The organism is Enterobacter sp. T1-1, assembly GCF_000710795.1.
GTDB lineage: Bacteria > Pseudomonadota > Gammaproteobacteria > Enterobacterales > Enterobacteriaceae > Enterobacter > Enterobacter cloacae.
This window is the reverse complement of sequence record NZ_JALW01000011.1, coordinates 1-17,509: the sequence shown is the minus strand read 5'-3', so window position 1 is coordinate 17,509 and position 17,509 is coordinate 1. Positions and strand designations below refer to the sequence as shown.

The 17,509-nt window shown below is 54.9% G+C and carries 18 protein-coding genes; 5 read left to right on the top strand and 13 right to left on the bottom strand.

Going from position 1 to position 17,509, the window contains the following annotated elements; translation table 11 throughout:
* Position 1 precedes the first annotated feature (1 nt).
* Complete coding sequence (gene hpaE / locus AK59_RS0104845) at positions 2–1,468, bottom strand: 5-carboxymethyl-2-hydroxymuconate semialdehyde dehydrogenase (RefSeq protein WP_029882182.1); 1,467 nt, start codon at positions 1,466–1,468, stop codon at positions 2–4.
* Positions 1,465–2,742: a 4-hydroxyphenylacetate degradation bifunctional isomerase/decarboxylase gene (gene hpaG, locus AK59_RS0104840; protein ID WP_013095455.1), complete on the bottom strand. Its 1,278-nt coding sequence runs from the start codon at positions 2,740–2,742 to the stop codon at positions 1,465–1,467. Before hpaG ends, hpaE begins: the two co-directional genes overlap by 4 nt.
* Positions 2,743–3,010: 268 nt before the next feature.
* On the opposite strand from hpaG, the gene hpaR reads away from it, so the two are divergent.
* Together hpaR and tsr are read left to right on the top strand one after the other, a co-directional pair.
* Positions 3,011–3,451: a homoprotocatechuate degradation operon regulator HpaR gene (gene hpaR, locus AK59_RS0104835; RefSeq protein ID WP_013095456.1), complete on the top strand. Its 441-nt coding sequence runs from the start codon at positions 3,011–3,013 to the stop codon at positions 3,449–3,451.
* Between the two features lie 83 nt (positions 3,452–3,534).
* Positions 3,535–5,199: a methyl-accepting chemotaxis protein gene (gene tsr / locus AK59_RS0104830; RefSeq protein ID WP_029882181.1), complete on the top strand. Its 1,665-nt coding sequence runs from the start codon at positions 3,535–3,537 to the stop codon at positions 5,197–5,199.
* A gap of 72 nt (positions 5,200–5,271) precedes the next feature.
* Here tsr and AK59_RS0104825 read toward each other — a convergent pair whose 3' ends face one another.
* From AK59_RS0104825 to AK59_RS0104780, 10 genes are all read right to left on the bottom strand, one after another.
* Positions 5,272–5,790 (bottom strand): GNAT family N-acetyltransferase, encoded by a 519-nt coding sequence (locus AK59_RS0104825; RefSeq protein WP_029882180.1) that lies wholly within the window; start codon positions 5,788–5,790, stop codon positions 5,272–5,274.
* Entirely contained in the window at positions 5,790–8,081 is a 2,292-nt protein-coding gene (opgB, locus tag AK59_RS0104820; protein ID WP_029882179.1) for a phosphatidylglycerol--membrane-oligosaccharide glycerophosphotransferase, read from the bottom strand. The genes AK59_RS0104825 and opgB overlap by 1 nt, the downstream gene beginning before the upstream one ends.
* A gap of 270 nt (positions 8,082–8,351) precedes the next feature.
* Positions 8,352–8,834 (bottom strand): DUF2501 domain-containing protein, encoded by a 483-nt coding sequence (locus AK59_RS0104815; RefSeq protein ID WP_029882178.1) that lies wholly within the window; start codon positions 8,832–8,834, stop codon positions 8,352–8,354.
* A gap of 83 nt (positions 8,835–8,917) precedes the next feature.
* The gene (dnaC, locus tag AK59_RS0104810) at positions 8,918–9,655 is read right to left on the bottom strand and encodes a DNA replication protein DnaC (protein ID WP_013095461.1); all 738 of its coding nucleotides are present in this window, start codon (positions 9,653–9,655) and stop codon (positions 8,918–8,920) included.
* Positions 9,652–10,197 carry a primosomal protein DnaT gene (gene dnaT, locus AK59_RS0104805; protein ID WP_014830554.1) on the bottom strand — a complete coding sequence of 182 codons (546 nt, stop codon included), beginning with the start codon at positions 10,195–10,197 and terminating at the stop codon, positions 9,652–9,654. Before dnaT ends, dnaC begins: the two co-directional genes overlap by 4 nt.
* Before the next feature lie 148 nt (positions 10,198–10,345).
* Complete coding sequence (locus tag AK59_RS0104800) at positions 10,346–10,774, bottom strand: organic hydroperoxide resistance protein (protein WP_013095463.1); 429 nt, start codon at positions 10,772–10,774, stop codon at positions 10,346–10,348.
* 84 nt (positions 10,775–10,858) lie between these two features.
* The gene (locus AK59_RS0104795) at positions 10,859–11,311 is read right to left on the bottom strand and encodes a MarR family winged helix-turn-helix transcriptional regulator (protein ID WP_013095464.1); all 453 of its coding nucleotides are present in this window, start codon (positions 11,309–11,311) and stop codon (positions 10,859–10,861) included.
* A gap of 41 nt (positions 11,312–11,352) precedes the next feature.
* Positions 11,353–11,994, bottom strand: coding sequence for a TetR family transcriptional regulator (locus AK59_RS0104790; protein WP_029882177.1), 642 nt, complete (start codon positions 11,992–11,994; stop codon positions 11,353–11,355).
* 67 nt (positions 11,995–12,061) lie between these two features.
* A complete protein-coding gene (locus AK59_RS0104785; protein WP_029882176.1) occupies positions 12,062–12,535 on the bottom strand; it encodes a threonine/serine exporter in 474 nt (157 codons plus the stop codon).
* Positions 12,526–13,302, bottom strand: coding sequence for a threonine/serine ThrE exporter family protein (locus AK59_RS0104780; protein WP_029882175.1), 777 nt, complete (start codon positions 13,300–13,302; stop codon positions 12,526–12,528). The genes AK59_RS0104785 and AK59_RS0104780 overlap by 10 nt, the downstream gene beginning before the upstream one ends.
* 412 nt (positions 13,303–13,714) lie before the next feature.
* Here AK59_RS0104780 and AK59_RS0104775 point away from each other — a divergent pair, with 412 nt between their 5' ends.
* The gene (locus AK59_RS0104775) at positions 13,715–14,452 is read left to right on the top strand and encodes a helix-turn-helix transcriptional regulator (protein ID WP_020688833.1); all 738 of its coding nucleotides are present in this window, start codon (positions 13,715–13,717) and stop codon (positions 14,450–14,452) included.
* Positions 14,449–15,084, top strand: a complete 636-nt coding sequence (bglJ, locus tag AK59_RS0104770) for a DNA-binding transcriptional activator BglJ (protein WP_013095473.1) — start codon at positions 14,449–14,451, stop codon at positions 15,082–15,084. Before AK59_RS0104775 ends, bglJ begins: the two co-directional genes overlap by 4 nt.
* A gap of 42 nt (positions 15,085–15,126) precedes the next feature.
* On the opposite strand, the gene AK59_RS0104765 is transcribed toward bglJ, so the two are convergent.
* The gene (locus AK59_RS0104765) at positions 15,127–15,585 is read right to left on the bottom strand and encodes a YbaK/EbsC family protein (protein ID WP_013095474.1); all 459 of its coding nucleotides are present in this window, start codon (positions 15,583–15,585) and stop codon (positions 15,127–15,129) included.
* A 328-nt stretch (positions 15,586–15,913) separates the two neighbouring features.
* Here AK59_RS0104765 and AK59_RS0104760 point away from each other — a divergent pair, with 328 nt between their 5' ends.
* Positions 15,914–17,260 carry a PTS cellobiose transporter subunit IIC gene (locus AK59_RS0104760; RefSeq protein WP_013095475.1) on the top strand — a complete coding sequence of 449 codons (1,347 nt, stop codon included), beginning with the start codon at positions 15,914–15,916 and terminating at the stop codon, positions 17,258–17,260.
* Positions 17,261–17,509 lie beyond the last annotated feature (249 nt).

Below are 17,509 nucleotides of genomic sequence, written 5' to 3'. Positions count from 1 at the left end.
TTTAGATCCCCCATTTTGGAATCGGATGGTCGCCCATGGAGATGCAGACGTTCTTCATCTCCGCGAACACCTCAAAGCTGTACTCGCCGCCTTCGCGCCCGGTACCGGAGGCCTTCACGCCGCCAAACGGCTGGCGCAGATCGCGCACGTTCTGGGTATTCACGAACACCATGCCCGCTTCGATATTGCGCGCCAGACGCAGCACTTTGCTGACGTCCTGGGTCCAGATGTACGACGCCAGGCCGTACTCCACGTCGTTGGCCAGGCGTAGCCCTTCCGCTTCGTCCTTGAACGGCAGCAGGCATGCTACCGGGCCGAAGATCTCCTCCTGCGCCACGCGCATGCGGTTGTCGACATCCGCCAGTACCGTCGGGCGCAGGAAGTTACCGCCTTTCAGGTGCGCGGGCAGGTCGGCCGGTTTGTCCGGGCCGCCCGCCAGCAGGGTCGCGCCCTCCTCAATGCCCAGGCGGATATAGCCGGAGACTTTCTCCCAGTGCTGTTGGCTAATCAGCGCGCCAATCTGGGTGTTCGGATCGGTCGGATCGCCCACGCGCAGGCGGTTGGCGCGCTCGGCGAAGCGTTTGACGAATTCCGGGTAGATGCTCTGCTGGATGAAAATGCGCGAGCCCGCGGTGCAGCGCTCGCCGTTGATGGAGAAGATGGTGAACAGGGCGGCGTCCAGCGCGCGCTCAATGTCGGCATCTTCAAAAATCAGTACCGGGGATTTGCCGCCCAGCTCCATGGAGTATTTCTTCAGCCCGGCGTTTTTCATGATATTGCGCCCGGTGGCGGTGCCGCCGGTGAAGGAGACGGCCCGCACGTCGTGATGGCGCACCAGCGCATCGCCTGCCGTGGCGCCATAGCCCTGCACCACGTTCAGCACGCCCGCCGGAATACCCGCCTCCAGCGCCAGTTCGCCCAGACGGTCGGCGGTCAGCGGCGAGAGTTCAGACATCTTCAGCACGGCGGTATTCCCCAACGCCAGGCATGGGGCGACCTTCCAGGTGGCGGTCATAAACGGCACGTTCCACGGCGACACCAGCGCGCAGACGCCCACCGGCTGCACCAGGGTGTAGTTCAGCATCTTGTCGTCAACCGGGTAGGTTTTGCCGTTCATCTGCTGGCACACTTCGGCGAAGAACTCGAAGTTGTGCGAGGCGCGCGGGATAAGCACGTTTTTGGTCTGGTGGATGGGCAGGCCGGTGTCGGCGGTTTCCATCGCGGCAACGTCCGGCACGTTCTGGTCAATCAGATCGCCCAGGCGACGCATCAGACGCGCACGCTCTTTCATCGGCAGGTTGGCCCACTTTGGGAAAGCCTCTTTTGCTGCCGCCACGGCCTGATGGATTTCCGCTTCCCCGCCGGCGGCGACTTCTGCCAGCACCTCGCCGGAGGCCGGATTGGTGGTGTGGAAGTAGTCGCTTCCCGCCACGTTTTTGCCGTTGATCCAGTGGTTAATCTTTTTCATTTTGCCGTCTCCTCACTCACAATCCGGTTTACCAGGCGACCCACGCCTTCCACTTCCACCACCACTTCATCCCCCGGTACCACGTCGGACAGTCCTTTTGGCGTGCCGGTGGCGATCATGTCACCCGGCTGCAGAGTCATGAATTCGCTCAGGTATGCAATCAGGTATGGGATGCTGAAGATCAGATCCGCCGTGGTCCCTTCCTGACGTAATTCACCGTTGACGAAGGTGCGCAGGGTTAAGTTATGCGGATCGGGAATGGCTGCTTTTGGCACGATGTTGGGGCTGATGGGGGTTAACCCGTCGCGGCTTTTGACCCGCAGATTCGGGCGGTAGTAATTTTCGAGATAGTCGCGAATGGCGTAGTCGTTACAGACCGTGTAGCCGGCAACAAAATCCATCGCCTCGGCTTCACTGACCTTACGCGCGGTTTTGCCAATGACCACCACCAGCTCCGCCTCGTAGTGCATGTACTCAACGTTGTCCGGGCGTACCGAGGTCTGGTTGTCGCCGTTGAAGGTATTGGGCGCTTTGATAAATACCAGCGGCTCGGTCGGTGGCGTGAATGCCAGCTCGCTGGCGTGATCGGCGTAGTTCAGGCCGAGGGCGAACAGCGTGGGGTGAGGGTGCGCGCCCTGAGCCATCGCCACGTCGCGTTCATCCACCACCGGGTTTTCCAGTGCCGGGAACCCTTCCGCCAGAATGCGTACCCGATCGCCCGGGCGGATCTCGACGCGGCTTTGCGGCGTGCCGAGCAAGATCGCATCGCCCGGATTCAGGGTCGCGAACTCGCTCAGGGCGCTCAGCAGTTCGGCGGCGTTGCGCTGTAGCCCGGCGGTGTTCCAGTGGTCCGCTTCACGGCCGTTGATTTCAGTGATGATAGTCAGGTTATCTACGTTGTCGACGGCGACCAGCTCACCCAGCGGACAAAACCCGTCCCGGCATTTGGCTTTGATTGCCGGACGATAAAAGCTCTCTTCCGGCAGGCTTACCTCGTTGGCCAGCGCGTACCCGGCGATGTAGGCCGCCGCGTCCTCCACGCGAACTTTGCTGGCCGTTTTGCCCACCACCAGCGCGACGGTTGCGCCGCTCAGCACCGTCTCACCCTGCGGGAACGGGATGGGTTCACCTGCGCGGATCACCGTGTTGTGTGGCTTGATAAACCACACCGCGGTTTTTGGCGGGGTGTTGTAAGGGGCTTTTTCAAACGCCTCAGCCCAGGCGTCGCGCTGGCTTTGGTGGTTCAGCGCCACGGCAAAAACGGTACCTTTCATTGACATACTCCTCAGGCCGGAACGCCGGCGTTGATTTTGTTAATATGTTAATGATCTGGTTTTATGCTTTTACTGATTATTTCGCAATCAGAAGTGAAATATTTGTGATATGAATAACAATAAATTTACATTTTCGTTTAAAATAATATATTTATCATCGTGTTAATAAAGTGCTGTTGTTTCTGTTAGACTTTTCGATGGTCAAAAAGCAGTTGATTAAAACAGCGATTTTGAATTGTTTACTTGTTAACAATAAGCGGGAGTGGCTATGCATGATTCTTTAACTATCGCCCTGTTGCAGGCGCGGGAAGCGGCGATGTCCTACTTCCGACCGATTGTGAAGCGGCATAACCTGACCGAGCAGCAGTGGCGCATTGTGCGAGTGCTGGCTGAACATCCCTCGATGGATTTTCACGATCTGGCGTTTCGGACCTGCATATTGCGCCCGAGCCTGACGGGCATTCTGACGCGCATGGAGCGCGACGGTCTGGTGCTGCGCTTAAAACCGGTCAATGACCAGCGCAAGCTGTACGTGTCGCTGACCAAAGAGGGCAACGCGCTGTATGAGCACGCCCAGGCGCAGGTGGAAGAGGCGTACCAGCAAATAGAGGCGGAATATACGCCGGAGAAGATGAAACAGCTGACGGCGCTGCTTGAGGAGTTTATCGCGCTGGGAAACCGCCATAACGCAGCGCGTGACGAAGAGTAAAAACCACAAATTAAAGGATGATTTTCGTAAAGTTTTCCCTTTCCAGGCCGAAAATTCTGTATCTGTCTGAAGGAAGAGAAAACATGTTAAACCGTATCAAGATTGTCACCAGCTTAATGCTGGTTTTAGCGATATTTGGCCTTTTACAACTGACCTCCGGTGGTCTTTTCTTCAATGCCCTGAAGCATGACAAAGAGAATTTCACCGTCCTGCAAACCATTCGCCAGCAACAATCCACGCTGAACGCCAGCTGGGTGGCGTTGCTGCAAACCCGTAACACCCTGAACCGCGCAGGCATCCGCTACATGATGGATCAGAACAATATCGGCAGCGGCGCGACCGTGAACGATCTGATGCAAATTGCCTCTGTGTCACTGAAACAGGCGGAAAAAAACTGGGCTGCCTACGAAGCCCTGCCGCGCGATCCGCGTCAGAGCGACGCTGAAGCGATGGAAATTAAGCGTAACTACGATATTTATCACGGCGCGTTGGCGGAGCTGATTCAGCTGCTGGGTGCAGGCAAAATTAACGCTTTCTTCGATCAGCCTACCCAGAGCTATCAGGATGGTTTTGAGAAGCAGTATGTGAACTACCTGCTGCAGAACGACAAGCTGTATCAGATGGCGGTGGAAAACAGCAACAGCTCTTACAGCCAGGCGATCTGGGTGCTGATCAGCGTGCTGATCGTTGTGCTGGTGGTCATCGTGGGCGTGTGGCTGGGTATCAAGCAGGCGTTGATCTCTCCGCTGACCCGTCTCATCGACAACATCCGCCATATCGCCAGCGGCGATCTGGTGAAGCGCATTGAAGTGGAAGGCGCTAACGAGATGGGTGAACTGGCCGACTCGCTGCGTCATATGCAGAGCGAACTGGTACGTACCGTTGGTGACGTGCGTAACGGCGCAAACGCCATCTACAGCGGCGCGAGCGAAATCGCGATGGGCAATAACGATCTCTCTTCCCGTACTGAACAGCAGGCCGCTTCCCTGGAAGAGACCGCAGCCAGCATGGAGCAGCTGACGGCGACCGTGAAGCAGAACGCCGAGAATGCCCGCCAGGCGAGCAACCTGGCGCTGAGCGCGTCTGAAACCGCACAGAAGGGCGGGAAAGTGGTGGATAACGTGGTGCAAACCATGCGCGACATCGCGGGCAGTTCGCAGAAAATCGCCGATATTATCAGCGTGATTGACGGTATTGCCTTCCAGACCAACATTCTGGCACTGAACGCGGCGGTTGAAGCTGCACGTGCGGGTGAGCAGGGTCGCGGATTCGCCGTCGTGGCAGGTGAAGTACGTAACCTGGCCCAGCGCAGTGCCCAGGCTGCCCGTGAGATCAAGAGCCTGATTGAAGACTCCGTCGGTCGTGTGGAAGTGGGCTCAACGCTGGTGGAAAGCGCCGGTGAAACGATGGGTGAAATCGTTAATGCGGTGACCCGCGTGACCGATATCATGGGCGAAATCGCCTCTGCCTCTGATGAGCAGAGCCGCGGTATCGATCAGGTTGGTCTGGCGGTGGCGGAGATGGATCGCGTGACTCAGCAGAACGCCTCGCTGGTGGAAGAGTCTGCTGCTGCCGCTGCGGCGCTGGAAGAGCAGGCGAGCCGCCTGACGCAGGCCGTCGCGGTGTTCCGTATTCAGCAGGAGCAGATGAAAGCACGTGAGTTTGCCGCTGCCAAAAGCGTTGCTGCACCGGTGGTGATGCGTAAACCGGCGACCGCGGATGCGGGCGATAACTGGGAAACCTTCTAACGCCGTATGTGGTGCCGGGTGGCGGCTACGCCTTACCCGGCCTACGCAATGACGGTGCGCCGTCGGACGATATTACAGAGGCAGGCGCATGGCACAGCGAGCGTCATACGCTAAACCGTGCGCCGTCTCTTCTTCGCGTTTTTCACGCAGTTCAGGCGTCAGCGTCGTTATCATTTCAAACCCCAGCCGCGCATAGAACGGCGCATTCCACGGCACGTCCCGGAAGGTTGTCAGCGTCAGCGATGCCAGCCCCCTTTTGCGGGCCTGGTCAGCGACACAGGCGATGAGCCGTCGGCCGATCCCTTTTCCCTGCCAGTCCAGATGCACCGAAAGCTCCACGATGAACAGCGACGAAACGTGCGTCTCTGCGAGGATAAAACCGACCGGCAGTTCGTTGGCCAGCGCCAGCCAGCTCAGTCCGCGTTCGGCGTAGTCGAGATGCTGCTCAGCGGAAATGACATCGCCCTCTGCAAGCCAGGCGAGTTCCGGGTAATCCCGGAAACGCTCGCCCGCCGCGCGTTCTATGGCGGGCAGGGCGGTGACGTCACCGGGGCGTGTTGGGCGAACGGTGATGTTAAGGCCGACACGCATTAGCCTGCGTTACCCACGATTTTAATTTCGACCATGCCAATCCCGAGCTCGCGCGGTGAGTGGCCGAGAATATTGCCTTCATTGGTGGATTGCGGCTCTGGCGGCACAATCACCAGGGTATTACTCCGTGAAGGATTATCGAAATGCAGCGTGGTAGTGCTGACTTCGTTGCCAAGGGTCAGCGTTTGCTCGCTGTCGCCCACCCGTACCGGAACAGGGCGGTTAGCATTAGCGCCATACGCTTTGGCGGTGATCACCAGGTCGAATTTCTGCGGCAAGGGGTGGGCATACTCAATTTTTACCTCATTGCCCAGCTGTGCGTTGGACCAGCGTCCCCAGGACTCCGGACGAGAGATACCGCTGAACTGTTTAACCTCTTCCGGCGCACCGGCGACGTTGAAGATGAAGCTGTCCGCTTTATAGCGAATATCGTTGTCGACGATTTTCAGCATATCAATGTTGCGCTGATAGCGGGCGGTATCGATAACCGTATCCCTGAAGGCGGTTTTGCCCTTCCATACTGGCTTATCCACGTGCTGCACGGTTTGCTCCCCGCCAAGCTGCCCCTGAGAGACGCACCAGTCCGTCGACAGCGCCAGCGGCGGCGACCAGAGCTGGCCCATTTTGTAGCACTTATCGACCCAGACAAAGTTATCTCGCGGGGCAAACTCCGCCAGCTGGAAGCGCAGCGGCGCCGAGTATTCGCTTTCGGGCAGCGGCTCAACGCGGTTATCCGACACGCGCAGCAGCAGCGGCAGCCGGAAGTGGCTGCCTGAGAAGGCGATCGTTTTTTTATCCTGATCGATAATGAAGTCTTTCATCTCTTTCGGGAAGTTCCACAGACGTATGATATCCGGCTTCCAGGCGAGGATTTTTTCCTTCATGTTGAGGAACACTTCGGACAGCGATTGTCCCGACAGCGTGCTGCGGCCCAGGCCAATAAAGTTGTCACCGCCAAGAATATCCAGCACCGTGGCGCCGTTATCCATCGAATTACGCTTGGTGGCGATTACCTCCTGCTGCGGTTTGTCGCCGCGCAGAACGAAGAACAGGTTGCTGCGATCCTGTTTGTTCAGCTGATCCCACGCGCTGTTTTTCATCGCTAGATGGTCTGAAGAGACCACGATCACCGTGTTTTTGAACCAGGGTGAGGTTTTGATTTTCTGAACAAGGGCGGCGATATGCTCCTGGCTACAGGTGACGGCGCTGAAGGATTTATTATCTTTTCCGTCAATGTCGTAGCGTTTGCGCTTGCAGGTGCGCGAGACGAAACCGTCAGGATGGTGAGTATCTACCGTCAGGGCAAAGAGGGAGAAGCGTTTCCCGGCGCGGGACAGTTCTTCGAATTTTTTCCAGGTTTCCTCCAGCACGGTATCGTCGTAGAAGCCCCAGTCGTTGCGGTAAGTGGGATCGGCGACGGTCGTTTTTAACTCTTCTGAGCCGTACAGATGATCAAACCCGTGTGATTTCAGGAACACATCTTTCCCGGCAAAGCGCAGGTTGGCCCCCTGGACAAAATAGTTCTCGTAACCGGAGTTTTTCAGGATGTCGCCCAGGCAGATATTCTGCGGGAAGAAGCTCGACATTGAAGCTGAGGCGTTGCCTTCAAAGGGGGCAAACAGAGGAATGCCGCACTGGGAGGCGACCATTCCGGCAATGGTGTAGTCGGTGCCGGGCAGCTGCATGGTGTGACTGAAGTCGAGGCCTTCGTTTTTCAGCGCGCCCAGATCCGGCGTCAGGTTCGGGAAGGCGTCGTTATCGAAATAGGTCCTCTCCAGACTCTCGCCGTAGATGTACACCAGATTAAGCTTCGGGTTGGCTATCGTTTTCGATGGCTCTTTATAGTACGCCACGAAATCCGGGTCACCGTCGCGCGACTGGGATCTCACCAGCTCGGTGATCTGATGAAATGCCGGGCTGGCATCCACGGAGGCCAGCGCAAGGAAAAGCGCCAGCAGGCTGTAGCCATGGTGGTGCGGAAGATGACGGCGGCGGCGCAGCACCCAGGCGAGCGCGCCAAAAATGGTCACCAGCGCCAGCACCAGGCCCAGACCGGGGAGGATATATTTACCCACTCCCGCGCCCGTCAGGCTATTGGTCAGGGTGTAGAGCACCGCATCGTTTATCCCGTCTCCGGTAAAGTAATCGCTGGCGTAGAGCGTAATGTTTAAAACAATAAAAATGCCGAGCACCACCAGCGTGGCGATAAACCACCAGGTGTTACGGCCAGCTTTCCAGGCGTAAACGCCGATGGAGGCCAGAAAAAGGGCAAGGGACATTAACTCTGACAACAGCATATCCTCATGACGCCAGGTGCTTCGCTGGCTAATTGATTATTTTTTGGGTAATACAATGTAATGGTGATGTCGCTAAGCTGCAATTTTAGTGTCACGAAAGTGTGCCGTTGTTAGGAATTGGTTTAGAAAATCGATTTTTTGAAGGCGGTCGCATCCTGCTGTACGGATGCTGAGACGAGGGCAGAAGGGGAAAATGCCGGTTTCACGCCGCGTTGCAAGACTAACGTATTAAACGCGGCGTGTTGTGGCAGGAAATGGGGCCGATCAGGAGATGAAATTAACGCCTTGTTTCAGCACCAGATCGCAGGCTTTGGTTTTCACCTGTTTCGCCAGAGATGAGTTGCCAAGGGTGCTCAGATTCAGCTGCTGACCATTTTGCGCGTTCAGCAGACCCTGAATGCCGTCCATGTAGTTGGTGTCGGCTTTCTGCTCCTGGGTGTCCAGACCCAGCTTACCCAGCACCTGGTTTTTCACATTTTGCGCATCGGTGACGGAAGCCAGCTTTTGCTTCGCACAGTATTCCAGGATGCCTGCTGCGTTGTTCATGGTGCCGGCACTCAGACTCTGGGAGCTATTGCCCAGCAGGCTGGTGAGGGAAGAGGCTGACAGCCCGCTCTGAGTGCTGCCGCTCTCTTTGGTGAGTTCGCTGGCGGCGCTGGAGAGGGACTCCTGCCATGACGCGGCATGGGCCATGCCGGTGACCAGCAGTGCGCCTAAAAGTGTGCTGAAAAGAATCTGTTTTTTCATAATGACTTTCTCAAAAAGGTCCGTTTTGGGCCGGAAGGGGTCCAGTATATACCTCCGTTCCGGCGGCGATTCTTGGAACTGTCTTAATACTCTTTACCGGTGACGCGGCTGCGATAGCTTTCCCAGTCAAAGATGACGTAGAGGCTGTTGCCCAGCTTCATGCGATCCATCACGCGCTCGCCCAGTAAGCGGGTCATCTCGTCGATATTGTGGTTGGTCAGCATGCCGGTGGGACGCTTGGAAGAAGAGCGGCGATCGACAATCTGGTTAATGATCACCTTTTCATAGCGGGATTCGGTTTGAACACCGATCTCGTCAATAACCAGCAAATCCACATTGCTCAGATCGTTAAGCAACTGCTCTTCGCTGGTTTCACGGTTGCTGAAGGTGTCTTTCATGGCAGACATGATATCGGCCACGGTAATGATTAACACCGATTTCCCACGCAGAAGCAGTTCGTTGCAGATGGCGGCGGCCAGGTGATTTTTACCGGTGCCGGGCTTACCGCTGAAGATAAAGCTGGCGATGTTGCCGTCGAATTCGTCCACGTACTGCCGGGCGGCGGCCAGGGCGTTCATCTGCCCGTTGGTCTCAATTTTATAGTTATCGAATGAGCAGTTCTGATGCAGGGGGCGAATACCGGAGCGGTTAAAGGTACGCTGCATTTTCATCGCCCGGTTTTCACGGGCGAGGGCGGCAGCGCGGATCTCACCCTGTTCTTTTTGCCACGCCAGAAGTTCTTCACCCGTTGTGAAGGCAGGCTTCACATTGGCTGGCATCATCTTTTGCAGTCGTTTCATCAGGTCGCCGACGTTTTTCATTTCGCACCTCGGAATCCATTAGGGATCTGTTTATCCGGTTCTGAAAAAGCGTTGATATCGCGTTTTGGCTGGCCGTTATTGCTGGCGCGGTTAATTTGCAGATGGCGGGCGAGCTTTTGCTGCCACTGAATGTGGGTGAAGACTTTGCCTTCTGCCTGCCACCAGGCAATAAAGGCGGCAAGCTCCTCAGGGGTAGCCGGTTGCGTCAGCGCAATGCCCCACAATGCCGCCTGCCGCTGAAAATCCACATCCGGATGCCAGCCCGCGTACAGGGCAAATTTCCCCATCGGCACCGTGACGGGGGCGTTACCCGGCTCTTCAAAGAACTGGTTATCGAGCGTGACGTCACTTGCCGGGCGCGACAACCGCGCTTCTATCTCCAGAAGCTGCGCCAGACGCTCCGGGGTGAGGGCGTAAAACGCCGGGGCGTTATCGGCCAACACTGCAAGCGTGCCGCCTTCGGCGTGCGTCAACACACCGCGGGGATCGCGCATAAAGGCATCAATACCAGCAATGCTGGTGGTCAGAATTCTGGAGGACATAACGCTTTCTCTACTGATTACTACGGGCGTGATATGGGCTTATGGTAGCACAGAGAGGATGAGGGAATGGAGGGGATTTCCCCGGTGGCGCTGCGCTTACCGGGGCTACAGTCGTAGGCCTGATAAGCGCAGCGCCATCAGGCATTTATCACGCGATGATATTCAGGGTCACGTCGATGTTGCCGCGGGTCGCGTTGGAGTACGGGCACACAATGTGCGCGGCATCCACCAGTTTTTTGGCTTCTGCAGGATCCATGCCTTCAACGTGAATGTTCAGTTTGGCTTCGATACCAAAACCGGTTGGCAGTGGACCAATTCCCACTTCACCTTCAATGAAGGCCTCTTTTGGCAGCGTAAATTTGTCGCGCGCAGCCACAAATTTCATCGCCCCCAGGAAACAGGCAGAGTAGCCGGCAGCAAACAGCTGTTCAGGGTTGGTCACTTCGCCCCCCATGCCGCCCATCTCTTTTGGCACACCCAGTTTGACGTCCAGGACGCCATCGGAAGAGGTTGCGCGGCCGTCACGGCCTCCGGTCGCTTTTGCTTTGGCAGTGTAGACAACTTTTTCTAAAGACATGGCAGGTTCCTCATCTTACGTTAGTGCGTGCTATTAAATAGCGCGCGATATATTGGGGTAAATAAATACGCGAAAAGTATAGCCTTACGCGTGATGTAACTGATGTCGCAAAAGTTCAAGCTGCTGCTTGAGTGCCAGCATGGTGTCAGTGTCACATTGCGCTGCGCATCCCACCGCGTGAGGGATCCCGGAGGCCTGCTGCTGCAGCTCACGTCCCGCATCGCTCAGCGTGACGGCGACCTGGCGTTCGTCTTTACGCGAACGCTGACGGTTGATCAGCCCGGCGCTTTCCAGACGCTTCAACAGCGGCGTCAGGGTGGCAGAGTCAAGAAACAGCCGCTCACCGATGTCCGACACCGTAATGTCATCCTGCTCCCACAGTACCAGCATCACCAGGTATTGCGGGTAGGTCAGGTTAAGCGGCGCCAGCAGTTGCCGGTACAGCTTGTTAAGCGCCAGGTTTGCCGAATAGAGGGCAAAACAGAGCTGGTTATCCAGCAGAAGCGCGTTGGTGGTGTCGTTCGTTTTTGCGTTCATGTGTTGAATATAGATAGTGCACGATATAATTGCAAGCAATTTTATGGGCAGGTATAACGAAGCGCCACCTGAACGGCCATTTTCCGGTAGTGCTGGCGCTGAGCTTGCTCGTCTGCTCCCTCTTCAAACAGCAGCGTAAAGGTGTAGCTGTTGGCAACATAGTGGAAGCTGAAGCTGCTGATCAGGCGGTGAAGATCCCGCGGGTCAACCGACTGGCTGAACAGCTGCTTTTCTTTTCCGCGCCGCAGGATATCGTCGAGCAGGTCGAGCGCGCTGCGGTTGACCTGGCGCAGGTAGCTGGATTGCTGCATAAAGCGACCACGCTGCATGTTCTCCATGCAGATAATACGAATGTAATCCGGGTGGTCTGCGTGGTAGTCAAAGGTGGCTTCCACCAGGTGCACCAGCGCTTCAACCGGCGGTATCTCTGCAAGGCTGAGCGCTTTTTCACTGGCGCGGATCCGGGTGTAGACGTACTCAAGAACGAGAAGGTAAAGATTTTCTTTGTTCTTAAAATGGTAAACCACCATCCGTTTAGTGGTGCCTGCTTTCTCTGCGATCTGCTCCATGCGGGCGCCGTTCAACCCATATTCGGCAAAAAGGGCGATAGCGCTCTGAAAGATTTTTTCCTTCAGGCTGGATTCTTCACTGTGCTCCGGGAGTTCGCTGCCAGGGTTTGCCACATCCTTTCCTTATCGTCACTAAACGGAATAGAAAGATTATCCCCATGGCAGCGAAATAACACAAACATCAAACGCGCGGGCGTTTGCGGTAAAGCCACAGTCCCGGGATCGACAACCCGATCGAGAGTGCGCCAACAATAGATGAGGCCTTAAGAAAGTTGCTCAGAAGCAGGATCATCTGTGGCTCGGTGTAGCCAAAGTGGCTGATTTTTACCGCTGAAATCATGGCCGTATAGGCTGAAATGCCGGGGAACATCGGGATGACGGCCGCGACGGTGAACACCTTAGGATGCGCCAGATACCAGCGCGACCACTGAATACCAATGCTGCCGACCAGCATGGAGGCCATAAAAGTTGACCACTCGATGTTAAAACCAGCGGTCATCATGATCATTCTCGAGCCATGACCGATGGCGCCCAGCAGCGCACACCATGGCAAAGCGCGCTGCGGGACGTTGAAGACCATCGCAAAGCCGACGGCGGGAATGGCGGCCAGGATCATGTCCTGCATCAGTGCCAGCAGAAACGTTATTATGCCCATCCGCGTAACCCCCACAGCGTCATGGCCATCACTACGCCGATACAGGTTGCCAGCGTAAGCAGGCTGGCAATCGCCCAGCGCGCCAGACCGGTATTGATGTGCCCTTTAAACATATCGGCAACGGCATTAATCAGCGGGAAGCCCGGAACCAGCAGGAGCACGCTGGCGGCCATGGCGATGGTGGGCGTGTTGGCAAACTGCGGCAGGCGCAGCAGCAGCCCCGACACCGTGGTGGCAACAAACGCGGTGATGCAGAAGTTGATTTGTGGGTGCAACTGCCGGTGCGTCAGTACCTGGCGTACATACATGGCGATGCTGCTGGCGCAGAAGGTCACGAACGCGCCGTCCCAGCCCCCTTTATTGAGCTTACAAAAACAGGCGCACGATAACCCCACCATCAACACCACCAGCCAGCGCGGATAACGTAGAGGTTTGATTTGGTTGAACCGTTTTTCTATCTCTTTCAGGTCGAGCAGCTTATGTTCAGCCAGAATGACGATGTGCTGCACTTCGGTTACCACATGCATATTAATGCCGCGGTCGTGGTTTTTACGGGTAGAGGTGAGGCACTGGCCATCTTTGATGGTGGTCAGCACGATAGCGTTCGATGAAATCGCGCTTTCGACGCTATCCATCCCCAATGCCAGCCCCAGACGCGTCGAAAGCTCCTCGACCAGGGCGCTTTCCGCCCCGTGCTGGAGCAGGAAAAGTCCGCACTGAATACACAGCCGCGTGGTGGCACGCTGCATCGATATTTCTGCCTGCATGTAGTGTCCCGAAGTGTTGGTGAGTCGCTTGCCTGTTGGCCCCTGATGCTTACTTTTAGCACAGAGTGCGGTATCCCTTGCTCTGGGTCAGATCAAGATTCCTGCAAACAGTTGCAGCCCGGTTCGCGAAAGAGAATGCGGTTTAAATATAAATGCGATGAATTTATATGAGTCGAAATATAGAATATTTATATTAAGTTATTCTTATTTTATGTTTTCATTATTTTAATGCTCTTGCAATTAAATTTAATTGCGCTTTGTGAGATATTAGCGTTGTTTTAGGCCTTTCTTAAGCTAAGAACATATCTCATCTTCTGCTTGTATTAATCAGTCTACACTCAGGGACGAAAAAACATAAATCTTGATGCGTTTAGACGCTACTCATCAAATGAAAAATGGACACGGAGGGTCTATGTTGTCATTGAATGGTAAACATGGCGTAGTTATTAGCAGGGTACCCGTTATGCAAAACGGGTTAGGCAGCGTTATGGCAAACCATTTCCCAGAATTTGAATTGACTTATTGTCGTTCGCTGCAGGAGTTAACGTTACTTCAGCTTCGCCGGGCTAATGTCATTATTGCTGATATTTCAGGTGAATACAGGAAACCCCGGGGAACGTTAGAAGAATATTACAACTTACTGAACCAATACCGGGATATTCACTGGATTTTTATGGTCTCTCGTCCCCTTTATCCCATTGCAGTGGAACTGCTTATGCGCCCGGAAAGCACGTTGCTTTCTGAAATGGAGCCGATTGAAGGCGTGATTAATGCTATTCGTGCAGGTAGCGAGCGGGCGGAGCGGATAAGCCAGACGTTATTGTCTCCTGAACCCGCCGAGGCGGAAACCGAAGACGAACCGTTTGTTGCGCTTACCCACTCTGAACGCAAAGTGTTACGCCTGCTAGGTAAGGGCTGGGGAATTAACCAAATTGCTACCTTGCTCAAGAAGAGCAACAAAACAATCAGTGCGCAGAAAAACAGTGCGATGCGACGGTTGTCGCTGCGCAGCAATGCCGATATGTACGCCTGGATTAACAGTGCACAGGGAATGAGAGAGCTGAGTTTAATGTCAGCCTATGGAGAGTATGAGGAATGGAAAAAACCGATACACCAGGACATATCGCTGTCATCGAAAATTGCACAATGAGTGCCGTTGGGCTGCAGCATCTTTTTGCGATGCCGATGCTCAGCCATTATCGACTGCACCTCTTCAGTCAGTTCGAAAGCTTTAAAAAGGCGCTGACCAATATCTCTTTTTTCTCGGTGATCTATTCGCTCTCAGATGCGCGTGAGGAGCGTCGTAACTGCCTGGCTTCCCTGCGGGATCTCGCTTTCACCCATAGCGATATTCAGCGAATTGTACTTGCGTCTGATGACATGGAAGCGCGCCTGATAAGCCATCTGTCGCCTTCTCGTCTGCATGGCATTGTGAGTAAATCGGTACCGCTGAGCCACCTGCAGGAGGAGCTGGTGGTGCTATTGAGAGAGACGCATCATATCAATGACAATATGCTGAACCACTGGTATGTCAATCAAAACAGATTGTTAAGCCCAACGGAGCGGGCGATATTGCGGTATATGTCTTTCGGGTTTTCCATTCCTGAAATCGCGACACAACTTGAACGCAATATTAAAACCATCCGCGCGCACAAGTTTAATGCGATGGTGAAACTGGGGGTGAATTCTGACGTAGGGTTGCTTGATGCGGCGGATATTCTTACTCATCTTCCGGCAAGAGACATGCGCTGTTCGGTGTCAGGCTCGCCGGCATTTTTATAATCGGTGATTTTTTGATGCGCCAGATACATTCTGGCACATCAATTAAATGCATACATCGACCCACTTTGCGGACGTCAGCTCAGCCATCCGGTCTGGTGAAATGCGTACGGCGCTGTGGATGGCACCTGCGGCGGGCAGCACTTCCGCGTACTGTTTTAACGAAATATCGCAGTAAACAGAAAGTGGGTTTTCCAGCCCGAACGGACAGACTCCCCCGACGGGATGGCCTGTAATCGTCACCACTTCATCACTACTGAGCATGCGCGCTTTTGCACCAAAGGTATCTTTCAGTTTTTTGTTGTCCAGACGCGCATCGCCTTTCGCCACTACCAGAATCACCTCATTTTTTACTTTTAGCGATAACGTCTTGGCGATTTGTCCCGGCTCAACGCGATGAGCGGCAGCAGCCAGCGCAACGGTCGCGGTACTCTGACTCAGTTCAATGATTTCTATATCCGGCGCGTTGTCGGCAAAAAACTGCTGTACAGACTGCAAACTCATTGTTTCCTCCTGACAAATATCCTGCGTAATCTGTCATAAGAATTTATCTGCTGTAAATATCTCTTAAGTAACAAATATCCTACATGGCCGATTTCTGGATCGCCTTCACATTCACGGAAACCGGTTACAGTAACCGGTTGCAGAGCGTGAATCAGAGATTAATACTGAGGACGTAACGTCCCCTGTATCCAATAATAAGAGCACATTATGAAACCATTCCGTCTGAGCAGTACCGCTGGTACACGAGCCAGCAAGGTTGTGAAGCTGATTTATGGAACAACGTGTGGCGTGAAAACGCCCGTATCGAACGTCTGACAGGAGATCTGCTATGTCTGCCAACCATGCTGCGTTTAATCTGATATTCCGTTTCGTTGAAAATTACGTCAGTCCCATTGCCGGGCGGATCTCTTCCCAGCGTCATGTTATGGCTATCCGCGACGGGTTTATTTCCGCGATGCCCTTTATGATTGTCGGTTCATTTTTGTTAGTGTTTGCTTACCCACCGTTTTCGCCAGACACCACCTGGGGCTTCGCGCGCGCCTGGCTGGACATGGCAAAGCAATTTGAAGGCCAGATTCTCACGCCGTTCGATATGACGATGGGCATTATGTCCATTTATATTTGTGCGGCCATTGCCTATAACCTCGGCAAACACTATGTGAAATCGCATCAGTTAGATCCGTTCATGTGCGCCATGCTGTCGCTGATGGCGTTTCTGTTGGTGGCTGCACCTAAGACCAAAGGCACGCTGCCCGTAGACAGCCTGGGAGGCACGGGGATCTTTACCGCAATTCTGGTAGCAATCTACTGCGTTGAGATGATGCGTTTCCTCAAAGCGCACAATATCGGTATCCGTCTGCCGGACCAGGTTCCTCCGATGATCAAAAACTCCTTTGATCTGCTGATCCCGGTGCTGGTGGTCGTACTGACGCTCTATCCGCTGAGTTTGTTGATTCAATCTCAGTTTGGCATGCTGATCCCGCAGGCCATTATGTCAATCTTCAAACCGCTGGTTTCCGCTGCGGATTCTCTGCCTGCCATCCTGCTGGCGGTGTTGATTGGTCATTTACTGTGGTTCGCAGGGATCCACGGGGCGGCAATTGTCTCCGGGATGCTGCAGATGTTCTGGCTGACCAATCTCGGGGCTAACCAGACCGCCCTTGCGGCAAGCCAGCCTCTTCCCCATATCTTTATGGAAGCGTTCTGGACGTTCTTTATCGTGATTGGGGGCTCGGGCGCGACAATGGGGCTGGTGTTCTGCTACCTGCGCAGCCGTTCAGCGCACCTGCGCTCCATCGGGCGTCTGAGCGTGGTGCCGAGCATCTTTAACATCAACGAACCGGTCATTTTTGGTACGCCGATCGTCATGAACCCGGTGTTCTTTATTCCGTTCCTGCTGGCGCCGATGGTCAACGCCGTGCTGGCCTGGGCGGCAATGAAGTTTGATCTGATTAGCCGCGTTATCTCTGTTGTTCCATGGACAGCACCCGCGCCTGTGGGCGCCGCATGGGCGCTGGGCTGGGATTTCCGCGCGGCCATTCTGGTAGTGGTGCTTGCGTGTGTCTCCGCCATTATCTACTTCCCGTTCTTTAAAGTGTACGAGAAGCAGCTGCTGGAGCAGGAGGCGGAAGAAGCGCAGCGTAATGCGGAAGCGGAAAATCAGCAGGTGGCTTAGGTAAAAGCAAAACGGCAACATAAGTTGCCGTTTTTAGTGTTTGTTCCCTCTCCCTGTGGGCTGAGGGTTCCCCAGTAATTTTTTAACCATAAGCGATAACGCTGCTCTCAGAATGACTGAGAGCATTCAGCGATGCCCTGGTCCGGCTGTAAATCGCTGAGGCGTTTCCTGCAGGCCGGGGCGAGGCGCAGGGATGCGCCGAGAGGGCGGCTTTACAGGGACGTTACATCCGCCCGTCCCCGATAAGCC